Consider the following 17,897-nt stretch of genomic DNA (forward strand, 5'->3'; position numbering starts at 1 on the left):
AGGCGAGGCGATGAAAAAGATTTTTCTGCAAATTGGTGCCACCCGCGATGGCCAGAACCCCTACTGTGAGGTGGCAAAACGCGATGGCTATTTCACCGTACTGGCGGAAATGGGCGATTTTGTCGATTACCAGTCGTTAAGCCTGGCGCTGCCGTTTGATCTGATCATCCGCCTTGACCGTCCTGAGAATCCGTGGGAGGTCATGCAGGCTTATCTGCACGCCGGTTTGCTGGCGCATCCGCTGGTGGTGCTGGCGGGCTTTGAAGCCTACAACGCCAGCGCCGGACGGCTGCGCGAGATGCTGGCCGGACCTGACGCACCCGCTGCCTTTATTCCGCTGGATAAATATGCGCAGCGCATGGCGCTGAAAAAAGCCTGGCCGCGCTTCCCGCAGCCGGAGTTCCGCTTTTTTGCCTCGCCGCTCAGCATTCTGGATGCGGCACAGGCGCTGATCTATCCCTGCGTCGTGAAGCCGGTGGATGGCGGCGGCGGGCTGGGTATCTGGCTGATTGAGCGCGCCGATCAGCTGTACAGCGTGGTAACACAGCTGATACAGACCATGAACTATGGCGGGCGCGGCTTCAGCGGCTTCATTGTGGAAAGTGCGCTGATCGGCGAGGAGTTTTCATTGCAGGGCGTGGTGCATCAGGGGCATCCCCTGGCGCTGACCTGCTGCCAGAAGGTGATAGAGCAGCACCGCGATAGCGAAGGTTGCGTCAGCTTTTATGAGTCGGGGCATGTGGCGGTGGCGGCAGCGGCCTTGCCAGCCTCGTTCAGCAGCCTGATGACCTTCTGCTGCGAAACCTTTGGCTATCGTCAGGGCGCGTTTCACATCGATTTCATTGTGGTGAATGGCGTGCCGCATTTCCTGGAGATGGGATTCCGGCTCTCCGGCATGGGCGTGGCGACGCTGGTGCAGGCGACGACAGGCATCAACTGGGCGGAGGTCACCTTCCGGCTGGAAGCGGGCGGCGCACTGCCTGCCTTTACCTTCACCACACCCGGTGCGGTCGGCCAGCTGCGGTTACGGCAACCGGCGCAGTTGCAGGCGGCTGAACGCTGGATCGATCAGCATCAGCAGGGTGCGCTGTTGCCACCACTCAGATTGCCAGCATTACAGGTTTCACCCCGATCCTCGCTCTATGCCGATCTGACCCGCCACGCAGGCATTCTGGCAACGTTCAGCCTGACGGCCTCTGCGCGCGAACCCATTATGACTACGTTTCAGCAGGTGATTGCCGCGCAATCCGTCATCGCAGGGAGAGACAAAGTATGTGCAGGATGATTCTGGCGCATGGCCAGTTCGACAGCGCACAGATTTTAGAGGCAGCGCGTGCCATGAGCTGCGGTGAAGGCGCCGAACACGATGGCCCGATCAAATCACATCCCAACGGCTGGGGCTGTCTGTGGCTGGAAGAGGGCGAGATTCGAACCCTGCACGGTACCGGCCCGTTCGCCGATGCTCTGCCAGGTATTGATGTGGATCGCCTGCGCAGCCGCTTTCTGGCGGTGCATGTGCGTCACGCCACGCTGAATAAAAATCAGGGGATCGAATTTTCGCATCCGCTGTGGCGTCACAGCGCCGGACATCAGTGGTACATGATGCATAACGGCTTTCTGCCAACAATTTACCGCCAGCTTGGCCTGGCGGAGTCACGTTTCGATTCCGAAGAATATCTGCGCTACCTGGTGGATCAGACTACGCCCGCCGATTTTACCCGCGACTATCTGCGCGCAAAGATGGCTCAGGTTGAGCCAGGCGGCAGCGCAGGCAATGCCATCTTCGTCACCCGCGACAAAGCCTGGGCGTGGCAGTGGTACCCGCACGACACCCCTTTCCCTGACTATTTTACGATGCATTTTCGGCAACAGGACGGTTGCACGCTGATCGCCTCTGAACCCGTGGCAATACCAGGCAGCGCCGGTAACTGGCGGCGAATGAACAATCATGAACTCTATGAAATATCGTTTAGGGAGTGATAAACATGGCTATTTTCAATCAGTTCCGCGTGATTAATCCCAACATGTTTGTGGAATCGACCTGGCTGGATGACATTGTTACCGCACGGGTACCGCTGCTGGTGCTGCGCAATTTCCTGACGCCAGAGGTGCGGGAAACGGTAGTGGCTGACCTGCAACACTGCCGGGAAAAGATCCGTGTCTCTCACTATCCGAATGGCGCACTGACCACGCTGGGCCCTTATCTGGCGCGCCATACGGCGTATCCCGATAACTATTTTACCGAGCTGCGTGATATCCAGCCGGCGTTGCCGCCCTCGCTTAACCAGCTGCGCGAACAGATTTACGGGTGGGTGCAGCATGCGCTGCGGCTGGACAGTCTAAACATCGCCCACGAACCGGGTTGTGGTGACTACGCCGGTTCTATCGTGCGCTTTCACGCCGATGGCGTCGCGAACCCGCTGCATAACGACAATATCGTGCGCGACGCCGCAAAGACCTCGCTGGTGGTGACGCAAATCCTGCATCAGCTCAGCTGCGTGGTCTGCCTGCAGGAGTGCAACGCGGGTGGCGCGCTGCGTATCTACAACAAAAAGTGGACACCGGAGGATGAGCAGTTCAAAACCGCCGGTGAGCTGGGCTACCGCAGTGGCGTGATTGAAAACAGCGAGATCTGTGAATTTTCACCACGCAGTGGTGATATCTATCTGTTTAATCCCGCTTTTTATCATGAGATCGACCGGGTTGAAGGTGATACCCGCATCACCATGGGGTTCTTTTTCGGGCTGACCGATAAAAAGATGAAACACGCTATCGCCTGGAGCTAAGCCGGGTTATGCCAGAAGTTGTGCCAGAAGAGGAGAAGGGAATGACAACGTTTGAAAAAATTACTGCGCTGCTGGATCAGCATCAGGCCAGCTACCGTGTGGTGGAGCATGAGGCGGTAGGGCAGACCGATCAGATCAGCCAGATCCGCGGCAACGCGCTGGGTCAGGCGGCCAAAGCGATGGTGCTGGAGGTGAGCATGCCGGACGGTGCGCCCTCGCGACAGCTGCTGGCGATTGTGCCGGGCGACTGCCGCATCAATTTCAAAAGCGCGGCGCGCGCCATCGGCGGCAAAAAATCCTCGTTCGCCGCGCCTGACCTGGCGCAGGCACTGACCGACTGTGTGATGGGTGCAGTGTCGCCGTTTAGTTTTGATGACCGGCTGGCGCTGCGGGTTGATACCCGGCTGCAACAGGTCGGCACATTATGGTTTAACGCGGGTGAGCTGGATAAATCGATCGCGCTGGCTGCAGACGATTATTTTCGCATCGTGGGTGAAGACTGTTGTGCTGATATCGCTTCCCCGATTGCGATCACCGCCTGACGGTGGCTCAAGGAGTTTCAGATGTCGGTAAAAGATATGCTGTTAGCGCTGTGCGTAGTGGTGGCATGGGGCGTGAATTTTGTGGTGATTAAGCTCGGGTTGCAGGGCATGCCGCCTTTTTTGCTGGCCGGACTGCGTTTCGCCCTGGTCGCCTTTCCCGCTATTTTCTTTGTGCGTCGCCCGCCGATCCCGCTACGCTGGCTGGTGGTTTACGGTATGACCATCAGTTTTGGTCAGTTTGCGTTTCTGTTTCTGGCGATCAAGCTCGGCATGCCGGCCGGTCTGGCGTCGCTGGTGCTGCAGGCGCAGGCGTTCTTTACCCTGTTGCTGGGTGCGCTGCTGCTGGCGGAGAAGCTGCGCTGGAATCATATCGTCGGGATTATCATCGCCACGCTGGGGATGTTTTTGCTGGCGACGGCGGGGATGGAAGGGCAGACCAGCGCCGGGATTACGCTGACCACCATGATGCTGACGCTGTCGGCGGCGCTGTCATGGGGGCTGGGGAATATCACCAATAAGATTATTATGCGGAACCGCAGTGTGCCGATTATGTCGCTGGTCGTCTGGAGTGCGCTGGTGCCGGTCATTCCGTTCTTTGCCTGTTCGCTGCTGTTTGAGGGGCAGGCCGCCATCGTTAATAGCCTGCTGCACATCGGCCTGCAGACCATGCTGGCGCTGTTCTACCTGGCGTTTGTCGCCACCATTGTCGGTTACGCTATCTGGGGGAATTTACTGAGTCGCTATGAAACCTGGCGCGTCGCGCCGCTGTCGCTGCTGGTACCGGTGGTGGGGATTATTACCGCCGCGCTGGTGCTGGATGAGCACCTCTCTGGTCAGCAGATGCTGGGTGCGGTGGTGATTATTCTGGGACTGCTGGTGAATGTGTTTGGGGGCGTACTGGGTCAGCGTCTGGCGATGCGAACGCAGCCGTAAGTTAAAAATCTTCGCTGACGCGGCCTTTGTAAGCGTTATAGCTCAGGGCGCAAAACAGCGCTGGTGCTGCTCTTTTTTTCAGGCAGCTCATAAATTCCAGGCGATGGGAGCATACGCCTGTAGCAAAGCATCGCGGGCCAGGGACAAAAACGCCGGGAGCGTTTTTGAACAACGCAAAGCGTTGGCCCGTTTACGGGCGCACCTTAGGGATGAGGTGCGTAATCGACCGCGCTGAGCCGCCATGGATGGCGCTTTTGCGTCTTTGTGAAAGGCGTATGCTCCCTGAGCCTGTGCACCCACTGACATCAAAAACGAAAAACGCCGCTAATGCGGCGTTTTTCATGGTTACTTCAGAATCTCAATACGGCGTGGTTTCGCCTCTTCCGGCACCAGTCGTTCAAGATCGATGCTCAGCAGACCATTTTCGAGACGGGCATCGCGCACCACAATGTGGTCGGCGAGCTGGAATTTACGCTCAAAGTTACGCTCGGCGATACCCTGATAGAGGTATTTACGCTCGGTCTGCTCTTCAGGATGGGCACCCCGCACGATCAGCACGTTATCGTGCGCCGTGATATCCAGTTCGCTCTGAGCAAAACCGGCCACCGCAATGGTTATGCGATAGTGATTTTCATCGACCAGTTCAACGTTATAAGGAGGATAGCCGCCATTGCTCTGATTCTGATTAGATTCGAGCAGGTTAAACAGGCGATCAAAACCGATAGCAGAGCGATAAAGTGGGGTGAGATCAAAATTACGCATATTAAGACTCCTGAAATTCAGCAAGTTTTGGCAACCTTCCACTACTGGACAGGCTGGATACGGCACCCCACTGTCCCTTGCGGCGACGGTGAGTGCGTCCGTAAACTAAAAATGGGTGTCACAAAACGATTTTCAAGAGGGCGATATGCAATTTTTTTCGCCAAATTGCGGAAATGACATACACTCAGAACTACTTTTGCCAGACGCAGACGGACTTCGCCCCAGAGTGTTGACGTTGTCTGGCAAGCCAACTCAGCCAGGCTTATGCCATGGCTGAAGGGATGATGATGATGAAATTGATGAAGACCTTACCTCTGGCTGGAATGGTGTGCTGCGCTATGGCAACAACAGGCTGTTCCAGTGTGATGTCTCATACTGGTGCGAGTCAGGGCTATTATCCCGGTACCCGTGCCAGCGCCGACATGCTGACTGATGGTGATACCAGCTGGGCGCTGAAGCCACTCGCGTTAATCGATCTTCCTTTCTCTGCCGTGCTGGATACGCTGCTGCTGCCGTGGGACTACTACCGTAGCGATAAAGACAAATCTCTCGACTCCCCACGTGAACGCATCCTGCAGAGCGAAAGGCTGGCGCATACTAACGAAAGCCTGGCGCAGGCACAGCCTATGCCACCTATGCGGTCACAGCCGCAACCGCAACTGTAAAGAGCTGCCGCCAGCCATTCACCTCACGCATAAAAGCAATCTGTGACCCGTCAGGTGACCAGACCACCGCGTCACCTGATGGCGCGTCTTCCGTTCTGTGCGTCAGACGCTGACATGCGCCGCTCTCAACGTCACATCGCATCACACTGTTATCGCAGATAAAGGCGATTGACTGGCCGTCAGGATGCCAGCTAAAGGCGGACTGAATGCTATGGCTGAGTCGGGTGAGCTGACGTGGCTCGCCGCCGTTGGGAGAGACCGACCAGAGCTGGATCACCGCGTCCGCATCCGCCATCAGAAACGCAATCTGGCTGCCATCGGGCGCACTACGCAGCCAGTGGCGCGGTTGCAGCGCCACGCCACGACTGTGCGTCAGGCGACGCTGCTGCACGCCAGCCGGTGGCGCCGGTAACTGTGTGCTGGTGCCCTCCAGCGGCCTCTCTCCGGCGCGAGCGTAATCTTCCAGTTCGTCAGGCAGATCAACAATGAAGACTTCAGGACACTTCTCGCCCTGCGCCGTCAGCGTGTCGCCAATAAAAGCGATGGCCCAGCGCTGCCAGCGGCCGTCCGGTTTCTGATAGCCACGCTCACCGACCCAGCACTCCTCATAAGCACGATTGATCTGGTCACTGCCCGGCTCGGGTTCCGCATGCGTCTGGCTCACCAGCAGGCAGAAAAAGGTACCGTCATATTCACGCGGATGCTGCTTTTCAGGCTTCACAGCACGCAGCGGCACCGCGATACCGACATTGCGCAGATCGAGACGGCTGTCCCGCTCGTGCATCACGTGGTCATTATAGGTAAAACTGAGGCGTGAACCGTCGGGGCTGAAGACATGCACATGCGAGCCGCCGCGCAGCGCGCCAGGGGTAAAGGGCGGCGTGATATCGCAGGCATCCAGATTCACCGCCGCGCCGTTCTCAACAATCACACCGCGCCGGTGGTGGAAGTCATACTGCCAGCTGGCATCGGGATGTTCCGGGCCATGAATGCAGACGTAGCGCGGGGGCAGATCGGGACTGACCGTCACGACCCCGACATGCGCTCCGTCCCGGGCCTGATAGAGCACCTCAACGTCACCGGTCAGCACATTGACCCGCTCAATGGTCTGGCTGGTAAAGGACGCGCCCGAGGGCCGGACGTCAAACGCCAGCCACTGGCTGTCGGCCGTCCAGACATTGATATTGGTGAGCTGGTGCTGACGGTCAGCAAAGGTGATCTGTTTTTCTGACATGATGAAACCCAGGGAGAAAGCGTTGCCCGACAACGTACGCGATTCCGTTTTGCGGTACCGCTTTTTTGCCGGATTAAGGGTGCCGGGCCGCAGCGGCCCGGCAGAGAACAGCGGTGTTACAGCACTAACTCTTCAATGGCATGGGCGACGCCATCTTCCATATTGGTTTTAGTAATGAACTGCGCGATTTTTTTAACAGAATCAATGGCATTACCCATGGCGACACCCGTACCAGCGTATTCAATCATCGCCAGGTCATTCTCCTGGTCGCCAATCGCCATCACTTCTTCCTGCTTCAGGCCGAGCTTCTCCGCCAGCATTCTGACGCCCTGACCTTTGTTCACCCGACGATCGAGGATTTCGAGGTAATACGGCGCACTCTTCAGGATGGTGTAAGTCTGATGGGCCTGTTCCGGCAGGCGGGCAATTGCCGCGTCGAGCAGTGCAGGCCGGTCGATCATCATCAGTTTCGGGAAGCGCATGGCACGATCCATCTCCTCCACAGCGCGATAGCGCACCGGAATGCCGGTCAGGCTCGCTTCATGGATGGTGTATTCGCTGATGTCTTTGTTCGGCGTGTAGAGATGAGATTTGTCGAATGCCTGGAAATGGACGCCAAGCTCACGCGCCAGGTTCTCAATGTAGAGGTAGTCGTCAAAGGTCAGCGTCACTTCCGCCACGCACTCACCATCTTCGGCCTGATGAACCAGCGCACCGTTGTTGCTGATCGCGTACTGGCCGGGTGCCTGCATATCCAGTTCCATCAGATAGCGCTGGATACCCACAAACGGTCGGCCGGTGGTCAGCACAATCGACACGCCCTGCTTACGGGCGCGATCCAGGGCGGATTTCACCCCCGGTGTGACCTCATGTTGCGGATTGAGCAGGGTGCCATCCATGTCGATAGCGATCAATTTAATAGCCATAGAGTCCTCGTAGCGTCGGGGTTTTATTCAATGCTAGCGCGATTCAGCGCACATTGACCAGTTTCATGGCAGACGGGAATGGCTGGCTGATCGCCAGCTTCAGGCGGTAAAGAGATCACGGTGGATTTTAATCACGGCTTTTCGGATTGTTGCGGGCTCCCCAGGCGCGCAGCAGGGGCGATGAATATCGTGCGGGAAAAAGAGCGCGAACATGCCGGGCAGCAGCGTAATCACCGACTCATTCAAAATCGTCTGATAAAACACGACGTCGCGCTGCCCGGCAAAATCTTCGGTAATTTTCTGGTCGGCATGGGCGCGTGCCACGCCGATATTCTCGGTGCCTGCCAGCAGATACTGAATATCGATGTAGTTAAAGTGGGACTCTGCACGACGCGCGCTGGCGGGTTCGGTCATCATCTCCTGCACCAGACAGAACATTTTGTTGTCAGGCAGGATCTCATATTTGCCGGTGTCCAGCTGGCTGAAATCGGTTCCCGCAATCCAGCTTATCGCCTGATCGATGACCGGATGAAAGGCGTGACGTTCTCTGTCCCAGTCGTGACGATCGCAAACAATCATGGTGTAACTCCCTGTAAAAATGAGTGCGCCGGAATAGCGCAAAGAGAGGCAAGAGTAAGGGAGCTGACCGGGTTAAAACGTGATCGGGGTCGCAGCATGCAGGCAGGAAGGCACCGCCTGGCGGGTTTTCCGCTCGGACGGCACAAAAAAAGGCCATCACCTGGGTGATGGCCTTTCATCTCTGATGCCGGTTAAATATCGATATTGGCGGCTTTCAGCGCATTTTCTTCAATGAAGGCGCGGCGCGGTTCAACCGCATCGCCCATCAGGGTAGTGAACAACTGATCAGCGCCAATCGCATCTTTAATGGTGACGCGCAGCATACGACGGCTGTCTGGATCCATGGTGGTTTCCCACAGCTGATCCGGGTTCATCTCGCCCAGACCTTTATAGCGCTGGACCGAGAGGCCGCGACGCGACTCTTTAATCAGCCACTCAATCGCCTGTTCGAAGCTTGCCACTGGCTGACGACGCTCGCCACGCTCGATGTAAGCATCCTCTTCCAGCAGACCACGCAGTTTGCCGCCCAGGGCGCAGATTTTGCGGTACTCAGGACCCTGAATGAAATCAGCATCCAGCGGATAGTCAGTATCCACACCGTGGGTACGGACACGCAGTACCGGCTCGAACAGGTTTGATTCGCGGTTTTCACGCACCTGTGCCAGATAGGTGCTGCCATGCGCTTCGCGTTCAGTCAGATAGCTTACCAGGCCGTTCAGCCAGGTTGTAACCTCCGCTTCATTGCTCAGGTCGCTCAGCGTGTCGTGATAAATCATCGCACGCAGCATGGCCATCGGATAACGGCGCTCCATACGCTTGATCATCTTCTGGGTGCTGTTGAAATCAGTGACCAGCGTCTCCAGCGGCTCACCGCCCAGCGCCGGGGCGCTGGCATTGGTGTGCAGCGTCGCACCATCAAGGGCGATAGCGATCTGGTATTGATCCATCGCCTCGTCATCTTTGATGTACTGCTCCTGCTTGCCTTTCTTCACTTTGTAGAGTGGCGGCTGGGCGATATAGACGTGGCCGCGCTCAATAATTTCAGGCATCTGGCGATAGAAGAAGGTCAGCAGCAGGGTACGGATGTGTGAACCATCGACGTCGGCATCGGTCATGATGATGATGCTGTGATAGCGCAGCTTGTCCGGGTTGTATTCATCGCGACCAATGCCGCAACCCAGTGCGGTGATCAGCGTGGCCACTTCCTGCGAGGCGAGCATCTTGTCGAAACGCGCTTTCTCAACGTTCAGGATTTTACCTTTCAGCGGCAGAATCGCCTGGTTTTTACGGTTACGGCCCTGTTTTGCCGAGCCGCCTGCGGAGTCACCCTCCACCAGGTAGATTTCAGAGAGCGCCGGGTCGCGCTCCTGGCAATCCGCCAGCTTGCCTGGCAGACCCGCCAGATCCAGCGCGCCTTTACGGCGGGTCATTTCACGGGCGCGGCGTGCTGCTTCACGGGCACGCGCGGCGTCGATAATTTTACCGACCACGATTTTAGCGTCAGATGGATTTTCCAGCAGGTACTCGGCCAGCAGTTCGTTCATCTGCTGCTCAACCGCCGATTTCACCTCTGACGAGACCAGCTTATCTTTGGTCTGTGAGGAGAATTTTGGATCCGGCACTTTCACCGAAACCACGGCGATCAGACCTTCACGCGCATCATCACCGGTGGCGCTGACTTTGGCTTTCTTGCTGTAACCCTCTTTATCCATGTAGGCATTCAGGGTACGCGTCATCGCTGCGCGGAAACCGGCAAGGTGCGTGCCGCCATCGCGCTGCGGAATGTTGTTGGTAAAGCAGTAAATATTTTCCTGGAAGCCGTCGTTCCACTGCAGTGCTACTTCCACGCCAATGCCATCTTTCTCGGTAGAGAAATAGAACACGGTAGGGTGAATCGGGGTTTTGTTTTTGTTGAGGTACTCAACAAACGCCTTGATGCCGCCTTCGTAATGGAAGTGATCGGTTTTGCCATCACGCTTGTCTTCCAGACGAATCGACACGCCCGAGTTCAGGAACGACAGTTCGCGCAGGCGTTTTGCCAGAATGTCATACTCGAAATCGCGCACGTTGGTAAAGGTTTCATAGCTTGGCCAGAAACGCACGCGGGTACCAGTGATATCGGTATCACCAGTGACTGCCAGCGGTGCCTCAGGTACGCCATGGACGTAAATCTGCTGATGCACTTTGCCTTCGCGACGAATGGTCAGCTCCAGCTTCTGCGACAGGGCGTTAACGACAGAGACGCCCACGCCGTGCAGGCCGCCGGAGACTTTATAGGAGTTATCGTCGAACTTACCGCCCGCATGCAGCACGGTCATGATCACTTCAGCGGCGGAAACGCCTTCTTCTTCATGAATACCGGTTGGAATGCCGCGTCCATCATCCTGCACCGAAACGGAGTTATCCGCATGGATAGTGACTACGATGTCACTACAGTGACCAGCGAGCGCTTCGTCGATTGCGTTATCCACGACCTCGAATACCATGTGATGCAGACCGGTACCATCATCGGTATCGCCGATATACATGCCCGGGCGTTTGCGTACCGCATCAAGTCCTTTCAGGACTTTAATACTTGAGGAGTCATAAGAATTCGACATCAACGTTTCTCGCTCATTTTAATCTTCAGGTTGAACCGCTATTTTACCCTGTTCCACGCGGAACATCTTGCCCTTTTCGTCGGTCATGTCGATTACATGTCCGGCAGAAATAGCGCTGACAAACACCTGAGCCTGAGTGGCTTTTAACCGGTCCGCCAGCAGGCGTCGGCGACTCTCATCCAGCTCAGAAGCAAAGTCATCAATGAGGTAAATACAGCGGCGTCCGCTCTGGCTTGTCAGGAACTCGCCCTGTGCCAGACGCAATGCACACATCAGCAGTTTTAACTGCCCGCGTGAGAGTAAATCTTCGACCGGCGTTCCTTCAGCGCGAATACGAAAATCGGCTTTATGGGGACCGCTGGCGGTATAGGTCAGTGCGCGATCGCGCTCAAAATTACGTTCCAGCAGTTCGGCGTAGTCGCTCTCTTTGTCCCAGCCACGCTGGAAGGAGAAGCGCAGCTCAAACTCCGGCAGAAACTGGGCGCAGGTGGCGGTGATCTCCGCTGAAATCGCCGCACTGTATTCCGCCCGCCACTGGCTGATCTGTTCCGCCAGCGGGACCAGTTCCTGATCCCAGGGACGAATCTGGCTGTAACGTGAAACCTGGCGCAGCGCCGCGTTTCGCTGCTTAAGCAGGCGGCGCATGTTGTTCCAGGCGATAAAGAAGCCGGGCGTATTATGGAAACAGCCCCAGTCGACATAGGCCCTGCGGTATTTGGGGCCGCCATTCAATAAACTAAAGCCTTCCGGCGTAATTAACTGCATCGGCAGCAGCTGTGCCAGCTCCGCGACCTTGTGACCATCGCTGCCGTCAATGCGCACTTTGCTGTCACCAGCCCGGTTTTTGGTCAGCCCGACGGAGATTTCCCGCTCTTTGCTTTCCAGCCGCCCGTGCAGCACAAACGCCGCCTCGTCGTGACGGATCACGCGGCCCGCCTGCAGACTGCGAAACGAACGGCCATGCCCCAGCGTATGGATCGCCTCTAAAACGCTGGTTTTCCCGCTGCCGTTGACACCGACCAGGAAATTAAAGCCGGGTGCCAGCTGCAGGTCAGCCTGCTCAATATTACGAAAATCTTTGATAAGAAGGCGGGTTAAAGCCATGAATCAGTCCAGCGTGAAGGGCAATGATCGGGATGAAATGGTTTTGCCTTGTAAAAATTCAGGTCTTACCTTTAACAATCCAGGGCGTCGACGGCGAAGCAAGTTTGCGCACGGCCAGCGCACAGGCCCTGGGAGCATACTGAAGTATGTGACCAGGGACGAGCACTGCCCGGGCGCAAAATGGCGAGTAAGTTAGCCCGGCACAGACTATAGACGCATGGGCATCACGACGTAGGCCGCTGCCGGACTCGCTACATCTTCAATCTGCACGCTCGACACCGAATCCGTCAGCAGCAGGCGGACGTTTTCGCACTTCAGCGCGTTCAGCACATCCAGCACGTAACTGACGTTGAAGCCAATTTCCAGCTCGGTGCCGTTGTAGCTGACATCCAGCATCTCTTCTGCTTCTTCCTGTTCAGGGTTATTAGCGGTGATCTTCAGCTGATTTTCGGTGATATAAAGGCGAACGCCGCGGAACTTCTCATTCGAGAGGATGGCTGCACGGGCAAACGCCTGTTTGAGCAGATCGCAGCCCGCTTCCAGCGCTTTATCAGGATTCTTTGGCAATACGCGGCGATAGTCAGGGAAACGGCCATCAACCAGCTTAGACGTGAAGATGTAGTCACCGACATGTGCGCGGATGTTGCTGCCGCCAATCTGTACCTGCAGCGGGTTCTCGCCGCCATCCAGCAGACGCAGCAGTTCAATCACGCCTTTACGCGGCACAATCACCGAATGACTCGGCAGCGCCTGACCAACCGGCATGGAGCAGACGGCCAGACGGTGACCGTCAGTGGCCACGGTGCGCAGCTCTTCGCCTTCGGTTTCAAACATCATGCCGTTGAGGTAGTAACGCACATCCTGATGCGCCATCGAGAACTGGGTCGCTTCGATCAGCCGTTTCAGGGTCGCCTGCGGCAGGGTGAATTCAACTTCACTCTGCCAGTCGTCCAGGTTCGGGAAGTCACTAGCGGGCAGGGTCGACAGCGAAAAACGGCTGCGGCCAGAGCGAACCAGCATGCGATCGCCTTCCAGCGCCAGCGTAATTTCTGCGCCATCGGGCAATCCGCGACAGATATCGAGGAATTTGCGCGCTGGCACGGTGGTGGAGCCAGGCTCATGCGCCTGCGTCAGCGCTACACGCGCGACCATCTCCATTTCCAGATCGGTACCGGTCAGTAACAGCGACCCTTCCGTTACCTGCAGCAGCAGGTTTCCAAGGATCGGCAGTGTCGGACGACCGCCCAGGGGGCCACTTACTTGCTGCAGCGGCTTCAGCAGCTGCTCACGTTCAACAATAAATTTCATAGCGTCAGGAAGATAATGTTCTGATGAGATTAGAGAAATCTTCTTTGATATCGTGGCTCTCTTCACGCAGCTGCTCGATCTTGCGGCAGGCATGAAGCACCGTTGTGTGGTCGCGACCCCCAAAAGCATCGCCAATTTCTGGCAAGCTGTGGTTCGTCAACTCTTTTGCCATCGCCATCGCCATCTGGCGCGGACGCGCTACCGAGCGCGAACGGCGCTTGGAAAGCAGATCCGCCACCTTAATCTTGTAGTACTCAGCCACGGTCTTCTGAATATTATCGATGGTGACCAGCTTTTCCTGTAGCGCCAGCAGATCGCGCAGCGCTTCGCGCACGAAGTCGATCGTGATTGCCCGGCCGGTAAAGTTGGCGTTGGCGATAACGCGATTCAGCGCGCCTTCCAGCTCACGCACGTTAGAGCGTAAACGCTTGGCAATAAAGAAGGCGACTTCACCTGGCAGACGGATGTCATTTTCATCCGCTTTTTTCATCAGGATCGCCACGCGCGTTTCCAGCTCAGGCGGCTCGATCGCCACCGTTAAACCCCAGCCGAAACGTGATTTAAGACGATCTTCCACCCCGTTGATCTCTTTTGGATAGCGATCCGAGGTCAGGATGATCTGCTGGTTGCCCTCTAATAAGGCATTAAAGGTGTGGAAGAACTCTTCCTGCGATCGCTCTTTATTCGCAAAGAACTGAATGTCATCGATCAGCAGCGCATCGACAGAACGGTAGTAGCGTTTGAACTCTTCAATCGCATTGTTCTGCAGCGCTTTAACCATATCCTGCACAAAGCGCTCGGAGTGCATGTAAACCACTTTTGCATTGGGTTTACGGGCAATGATGCCGTTGCCTACCGCGTGCAACAGGTGCGTTTTACCGAGACCCGTACCGCCATACAGAAACAGCGGGTTGTAAGCGCCGCCTGGATTATCCGCCACCTGACGTGCCGCCGCGCGCGCCAGCTGGTTGGACTTACCCTCGACGAAGTTATCGAAGTTATGACGGTTATTCACATTCGAGCGATAGGTGACGTCGGCCGGTGCCGGGACATTATCCCAGCTGGGACGCAGAATCTGCGTCGGGGCCGGACGGATATGACTCTGCACGGGCATGACGGGCGCGCTGACGCTCGCCATTACCGGCTGGCTGACCGCGGCCGCCTGCTGCTGAACCGGGCGCGTCCCCACTTCAAAACGTAGTGCAGGCACATTCGGACCACAGAATTCATTCAGCAGTGCATTGATACTATTGAGGTATTTGTCCCGGACCCAGTCGAGTACGAAGCGATTTGGAGCATACAAGGCAAGCGTATTGTCGTTTAACTCAGCCTGCAGTGGACGGATCCACATGCTGAATTCGGTGGCAGGAAGCTCATCCTGCAAACGGGCAAGACACTGTTGCCAAAGCGTAAGTGACACGGCGGACTCCACTCGTACAAATTCGATAAGAATAGTAGGCGTTACTCTAAGAAACGTTCATTTTTGACACAGACGCTAAGAAAGCGCCTGCGACCGCTATCAGCGGTTTCCCGTCCTGCAATCATTGGAGGATCGTCAGCGGAAGGGCGGATCATAGCGCAAAGCGAGGCAGAGATCTTCCCTTTCTACACAGTTTTGATCCTTTTTATCCACAGGCCTGAGACGCGCAAAGAAGTTTACGCCAGTTGCGGGAAAAACCAGCAGGGATCTGGTGGAATGCGCTAAATTTTCGGGCGACATCTCATTTTATCCCCAGGATCCGCCAGGCCGATCGCAATAAGATCCCGCGCGATCCTTGCGCTTTAGTGCGGAGCCCGTATAATTCTCCACCCGAGATTGAGCCATCAGGCGCAAAGTCGGGACTCAGCGGGCTGTAAGCGGGTTTTCAGGTACCGTTGCACGCGAAGTAAATTGACTCGGGACTGTACAATTATTACAATCCCGCCTCTTTATTAAAGACACATTGAGGCGTAGGTCGATTTACTGGCCCGAAACGCGTCACCCAGTGAAAATTTTCAAGTTTAGGTAGAAACCGCCATGAAACGCACTTTTCAACCGTCCGTACTGAAGCGCAACCGTTCACACGGTTTCCGTGCTCGTATGGCAACAAAAAATGGTCGTCAGGTTCTGGCACGTCGTCGTGCTAAAGGCCGTTCTCGTCTGACCGTTTCTAAGTAATAAAGCAAGCCCTGATGGGTAAGCTCGCATTTCCCAGGGAGTTACGTTTGTTAACTCCCACTCATTTCACTTTCGTCTTCCAGCAGCCACAACGGGCTGGCACGCCGCAAATCACTATTCTCGGCCGCCTTAACGCGCTGGGGCATCCCCGCATCGGTCTCACGGTCGCTAAAAAACATGTGAAACGCGCTCATGAACGCAACCGGATCAAGCGATTGACCCGCGAAAGCTTTCGTCTGCGTCAACATGAACTGCCGTCGATGGACTTCGTGGTGGTTGCGAAGAAGGGGGTTGCCGATCTGGATAACCGTATGCTGGCGGAAGCGTTGGAGAAATTATGGCGTCGTCACTGTCGCCTGGCGCGCGGCTCCTGATCGTCCTGATACGCGTCTATCAACGCGGTATCAGTCCATTACTGGGACCACACTGTCGGTTTCACCCGACCTGCTCTCATTACGGAATTGAGGCGTTACGCAGGTTTGGCCTGATAAAAGGCAGTTGGTTGACATTAAAACGCGTATTAAAATGCCACCCTTTGAACCCGGGTGGTGACGATCCTGTGCCGCCAAAAACCTTTGATACCAGAGAACATTAACGATGGATTCGCAACGCAATCTCTTTCTCATCGCTTTTCTGTTCGTGACCTTTATGATCTGGCAAGCCTGGCAGACGGACCACGCTCCGCAGCCACAGCAGACGCAGACCACACAGGGCACCAACAGCGTAGCGGGTGATACCGCCAGTCAGGGTGTACCGGCCAGCGGTCAGGGCCAGACGATCACCGTTAAGACTGATGTCCTGTCATTGAATATCAACACCCGAGGCGGTGATGTTGAACAGGCACAGCTGCTGACTTTCCCGGACAAACTGGGTTCAGACCAGCCGTTCCAGCTGCTTGAAACAACGCCAGCGTTCCTTTATCAGGCTCAGAGTGGTTTAACCGGTCGTAATGGCCCGGATAACCCGAACAACGGCGCGCGTCCGCTGTTCACCACCGCGCAGGATCACTTCGAGATGGCTGATGGCCAGTCCGAACTGCGTGTGCCGATGACCTATACCGCTGAAAATGGCGTGGTTTACACTAAAACCTTCATCTTTAAGCGTGGCGAATATGCCGTTAATGTCGATTATCATGTCAACAACACTACCCAGCAGCCGCTGGAAGTATCGCTGTTTGGCCAGCTGAAGCAGACAATTGATCTGCCTAAGCATCGTGATACCGGCAGCAACAACTTTGCTCTGCACACCTTCCGTGGCGCGGCCTACTCCACCAGCGAGTCGAAATATGAGAAGTATAAATTCGACACCATCGCGGATAACGAGAACCTGAACGCGACGACCAGTAATGGCTGGGTTGCGATGCTGCAGCAGTACTTTGCCACTGCATGGGTTCCGCGTACTGAAGGCACCAACACCCTTTACACCAGCAACCTGGGTAACGGCGTGGCAGCGATTGGCTATAAATCTGCACCGGTCACCATCGCCGCGGGCGCACAGCAGAATCTGGGTGCAACGCTGTGGGTCGGCCCGGAAATTCAGGACAAGATGGCCGCGATTGCGCCGCACCTTGATCTGACCGTGGATTACGGCTGGTTGTGGTTTATCTCTCAGCCGCTGTTCAAGCTGCTGAAATTTATTCACAGCTTCATCGGTAACTGGGGCTTCTCCATTATCGTGATCACCTTCATCGTGCGCGGCATCATGTACCCGCTGACTAAAGCGCAGTACACCTCGATGGCCAAGATGCGTATGCTGCAGCCGAAGATTCAGGCAATGCGTGAGCGTCTGGGTGATGACAAGCAGAAGCAGAGCCAGGAGATGATGGCGCTGTATAAAGCAGAGAAAGTGAATCCGCTGGGTGGCTGTCTGCCGCTGGTGATTCAGATGCCAATCTTCCTGGCGCTCTACTATATGCTGTCAGGCTCGGTTGAACTGCGTCATGCGCCATTCATTCTGTGGATCCATGACCTGTCAGCGCAGGACCCGTACTACATTCTGCCGATTCTGATGGGCATCACCATGTTCTTCATTCAGAAGATGTCACCGACCACCGTGACCGATCCGATGCAGCAGAAGATCATGACTTACATGCCGGTGATCTTCACCGTGTTCTTCCTGTGGTTCCCGTCAGGTCTGGTGCTGTACTACATCGTCAGCAACCTGGTGACCATTCTCCAGCAGCAGCTGATTTATCGCGGCCTGGAAAAACGTGGTCTGCATAGCCGCGACAAGAAGAAAGCGTAAGCGATCCAGCGCGGGAGCCATCCCGCCCTAAAATAGTCTATTCTCAGGCGGTCAAA

Annotated in this window: 18 protein-coding genes; 10 read left to right on the forward strand and 8 right to left on the reverse strand. The window is 56.0% G+C overall.

The features are described 5' to 3' along the window. The first annotated feature begins 10 nt into the window (after positions 1–10). From AC6I8J_RS00230 to AC6I8J_RS00250, 5 genes are read left to right on the forward strand one after another with little or no spacing between them, the layout of a single operon-like run. On the forward strand, positions 11–1,285 hold the full coding sequence (locus tag AC6I8J_RS00230; RefSeq protein WP_161733244.1) for an ATP-grasp domain-containing protein: 1,275 nt from the start codon (positions 11–13) through the stop codon (positions 1,283–1,285). Further along, the gene (locus tag AC6I8J_RS00235) at positions 1,273–1,980 is read left to right on the forward strand and encodes a class II glutamine amidotransferase (RefSeq protein WP_161733242.1); all 708 of its coding nucleotides are present in this window, start codon (positions 1,273–1,275) and stop codon (positions 1,978–1,980) included. Before AC6I8J_RS00230 ends, AC6I8J_RS00235 begins: the two co-directional genes overlap by 13 nt. 5 nt (positions 1,981–1,985) lie before the next feature. Then, positions 1,986–2,786: a 2OG-Fe(II)-dependent halogenase WelO5 family protein gene (locus AC6I8J_RS00240; RefSeq protein ID WP_161733240.1), complete on the forward strand. Its 801-nt coding sequence runs from the start codon at positions 1,986–1,988 to the stop codon at positions 2,784–2,786. 41 nt (positions 2,787–2,827) lie between these two features. After that, positions 2,828–3,328 carry a YbaK/EbsC family protein gene (locus AC6I8J_RS00245; RefSeq protein WP_161733238.1) on the forward strand — a complete coding sequence of 167 codons (501 nt, stop codon included), beginning with the start codon at positions 2,828–2,830 and terminating at the stop codon, positions 3,326–3,328. A gap of 21 nt (positions 3,329–3,349) precedes the next feature. Next, a complete protein-coding gene (locus tag AC6I8J_RS00250) occupies positions 3,350–4,261 on the forward strand; it encodes an EamA family transporter (protein WP_161733236.1) in 912 nt (303 codons plus the stop codon). Positions 4,262–4,606: 345 nt separating this feature from the next. On the opposite strand, the gene ibpA is transcribed toward AC6I8J_RS00250, so the two are convergent. Beyond that, positions 4,607–5,023, reverse strand: a complete 417-nt coding sequence (gene ibpA, locus AC6I8J_RS00255) for a small heat shock chaperone IbpA (protein WP_010258920.1) — start codon at positions 5,021–5,023, stop codon at positions 4,607–4,609. A gap of 290 nt (positions 5,024–5,313) precedes the next feature. On the opposite strand from ibpA, the gene AC6I8J_RS00260 reads away from it, so the two are divergent. Further along, positions 5,314–5,688, forward strand: coding sequence for a YceK/YidQ family lipoprotein (locus AC6I8J_RS00260; protein WP_285088450.1), 375 nt, complete (start codon positions 5,314–5,316; stop codon positions 5,686–5,688). Here the strand turns inward: AC6I8J_RS00260 and AC6I8J_RS00265 are convergent. The 7 genes from AC6I8J_RS00265 to dnaA all read right to left on the reverse strand — a co-directional run bounded on the left by AC6I8J_RS00265 (position 5,657) and on the right by dnaA (position 14,859). Continuing rightward, positions 5,657–6,922 carry a YidR family protein gene (locus AC6I8J_RS00265; protein ID WP_161733232.1) on the reverse strand — a complete coding sequence of 422 codons (1,266 nt, stop codon included), beginning with the start codon at positions 6,920–6,922 and terminating at the stop codon, positions 5,657–5,659. The genes AC6I8J_RS00260 and AC6I8J_RS00265 overlap by 32 nt on opposite strands. 116 nt (positions 6,923–7,038) lie before the next feature. Further along, positions 7,039–7,848: a sugar-phosphatase gene (gene yidA, locus AC6I8J_RS00270; RefSeq protein WP_497824982.1), complete on the reverse strand. Its 810-nt coding sequence runs from the start codon at positions 7,846–7,848 to the stop codon at positions 7,039–7,041. Positions 7,849–7,947: 99 nt separating this feature from the next. Then, positions 7,948–8,427 (reverse strand): NanQ anomerase/TabA/YiaL family protein, encoded by a 480-nt coding sequence (locus AC6I8J_RS00275; protein ID WP_161733228.1) that lies wholly within the window; start codon positions 8,425–8,427, stop codon positions 7,948–7,950. A gap of 191 nt (positions 8,428–8,618) precedes the next feature. Beyond that, entirely contained in the window at positions 8,619–11,027 is a 2,409-nt protein-coding gene (gyrB, locus tag AC6I8J_RS00280) for a DNA topoisomerase (ATP-hydrolyzing) subunit B (RefSeq protein ID WP_161733226.1), read from the reverse strand. Between the two features lie 18 nt (positions 11,028–11,045). Then, on the reverse strand, positions 11,046–12,131 hold the full coding sequence (gene recF, locus AC6I8J_RS00285) for a DNA replication/repair protein RecF (RefSeq protein ID WP_161733224.1): 1,086 nt from the start codon (positions 12,129–12,131) through the stop codon (positions 11,046–11,048). A 207-nt stretch (positions 12,132–12,338) separates the two neighbouring features. Further along, entirely contained in the window at positions 12,339–13,439 is a 1,101-nt protein-coding gene (dnaN, locus tag AC6I8J_RS00290; RefSeq protein WP_161733222.1) for a DNA polymerase III subunit beta, read from the reverse strand. A 4-nt stretch (positions 13,440–13,443) separates the two neighbouring features. After that, positions 13,444–14,859 (reverse strand): chromosomal replication initiator protein DnaA, encoded by a 1,416-nt coding sequence (gene dnaA, locus AC6I8J_RS00295; protein WP_161733220.1) that lies wholly within the window; start codon positions 14,857–14,859, stop codon positions 13,444–13,446. A gap of 597 nt (positions 14,860–15,456) precedes the next feature. On the opposite strand from dnaA, the gene rpmH reads away from it, so the two are divergent. Genes rpmH through yidC form a run of 4 tightly spaced genes read left to right on the forward strand, consistent with a single transcriptional unit; the run spans position 15,457 to position 17,841 of the window. Further along, positions 15,457–15,597: a 50S ribosomal protein L34 gene (gene rpmH / locus AC6I8J_RS00300; protein ID WP_003849659.1), complete on the forward strand. Its 141-nt coding sequence runs from the start codon at positions 15,457–15,459 to the stop codon at positions 15,595–15,597. 14 nt (positions 15,598–15,611) lie between these two features. After that, positions 15,612–15,971, forward strand: coding sequence for a ribonuclease P protein component (gene rnpA, locus AC6I8J_RS00305; protein ID WP_008926396.1), 360 nt, complete (start codon positions 15,612–15,614; stop codon positions 15,969–15,971). Continuing rightward, complete coding sequence (gene yidD, locus AC6I8J_RS00310; RefSeq protein ID WP_008926397.1) at positions 15,935–16,192, forward strand: membrane protein insertion efficiency factor YidD; 258 nt, start codon at positions 15,935–15,937, stop codon at positions 16,190–16,192. The genes rnpA and yidD overlap by 37 nt, the downstream gene beginning before the upstream one ends. A 2-nt stretch (positions 16,193–16,194) precedes the next feature. Continuing rightward, positions 16,195–17,841, forward strand: coding sequence for a membrane protein insertase YidC (yidC, locus tag AC6I8J_RS00315; protein WP_013359606.1), 1,647 nt, complete (start codon positions 16,195–16,197; stop codon positions 17,839–17,841). The last annotated feature ends 56 nt before the right edge of the window (positions 17,842–17,897 follow it).

The sequence above is a fragment of the Pantoea sp. X-Soil-ISGK-355 genome (assembly GCF_059730805.1).

Coding starts and splice junctions, on each gene's coding strand:
- AC6I8J_RS00230 (WP_161733244.1), top strand. CDS start 11: ATGAAAAAGATTTTTCTGCAAATTGGTGCCACCCGCGATGGCCAGAAC.
- AC6I8J_RS00235 (WP_161733242.1), top strand. CDS start 1,273: ATGTGCAGGATGATTCTGGCGCATGGCCAGTTCGACAGCGCACAGATT.
- AC6I8J_RS00240 (WP_161733240.1), top strand. CDS start 1,986: ATGGCTATTTTCAATCAGTTCCGCGTGATTAATCCCAACATGTTTGTG.
- AC6I8J_RS00245 (WP_161733238.1), top strand. CDS start 2,828: ATGACAACGTTTGAAAAAATTACTGCGCTGCTGGATCAGCATCAGGCC.
- AC6I8J_RS00250 (WP_161733236.1), top strand. CDS start 3,350: ATGTCGGTAAAAGATATGCTGTTAGCGCTGTGCGTAGTGGTGGCATGG.
- ibpA (WP_010258920.1), bottom strand. CDS start 5,023: ATGCGTAATTTTGATCTCACCCCACTTTATCGCTCTGCTATCGGTTTT.
- AC6I8J_RS00260 (WP_285088450.1), top strand. CDS start 5,314: ATGAAATTGATGAAGACCTTACCTCTGGCTGGAATGGTGTGCTGCGCT.
- AC6I8J_RS00265 (WP_161733232.1), bottom strand. CDS start 6,922: ATGTCAGAAAAACAGATCACCTTTGCTGACCGTCAGCACCAGCTCACC.
- yidA (WP_497824982.1), bottom strand. CDS start 7,848: ATGGCTATTAAATTGATCGCTATCGACATGGATGGCACCCTGCTCAAT.
- AC6I8J_RS00275 (WP_161733228.1), bottom strand. CDS start 8,427: ATGATTGTTTGCGATCGTCACGACTGGGACAGAGAACGTCACGCCTTT.
- gyrB (WP_161733226.1), bottom strand. CDS start 11,027: ATGTCGAATTCTTATGACTCCTCAAGTATTAAAGTCCTGAAAGGACTT.
- recF (WP_161733224.1), bottom strand. CDS start 12,131: ATGGCTTTAACCCGCCTTCTTATCAAAGATTTTCGTAATATTGAGCAG.
- dnaN (WP_161733222.1), bottom strand. CDS start 13,439: ATGAAATTTATTGTTGAACGTGAGCAGCTGCTGAAGCCGCTGCAGCAA.
- rpmH (WP_003849659.1), top strand. CDS start 15,457: ATGAAACGCACTTTTCAACCGTCCGTACTGAAGCGCAACCGTTCACAC.
- rnpA (WP_008926396.1), top strand. CDS start 15,612: ATGGGTAAGCTCGCATTTCCCAGGGAGTTACGTTTGTTAACTCCCACT.
- yidD (WP_008926397.1), top strand. CDS start 15,935: ATGGCGTCGTCACTGTCGCCTGGCGCGCGGCTCCTGATCGTCCTGATA.
- yidC (WP_013359606.1), top strand. CDS start 16,195: ATGGATTCGCAACGCAATCTCTTTCTCATCGCTTTTCTGTTCGTGACC.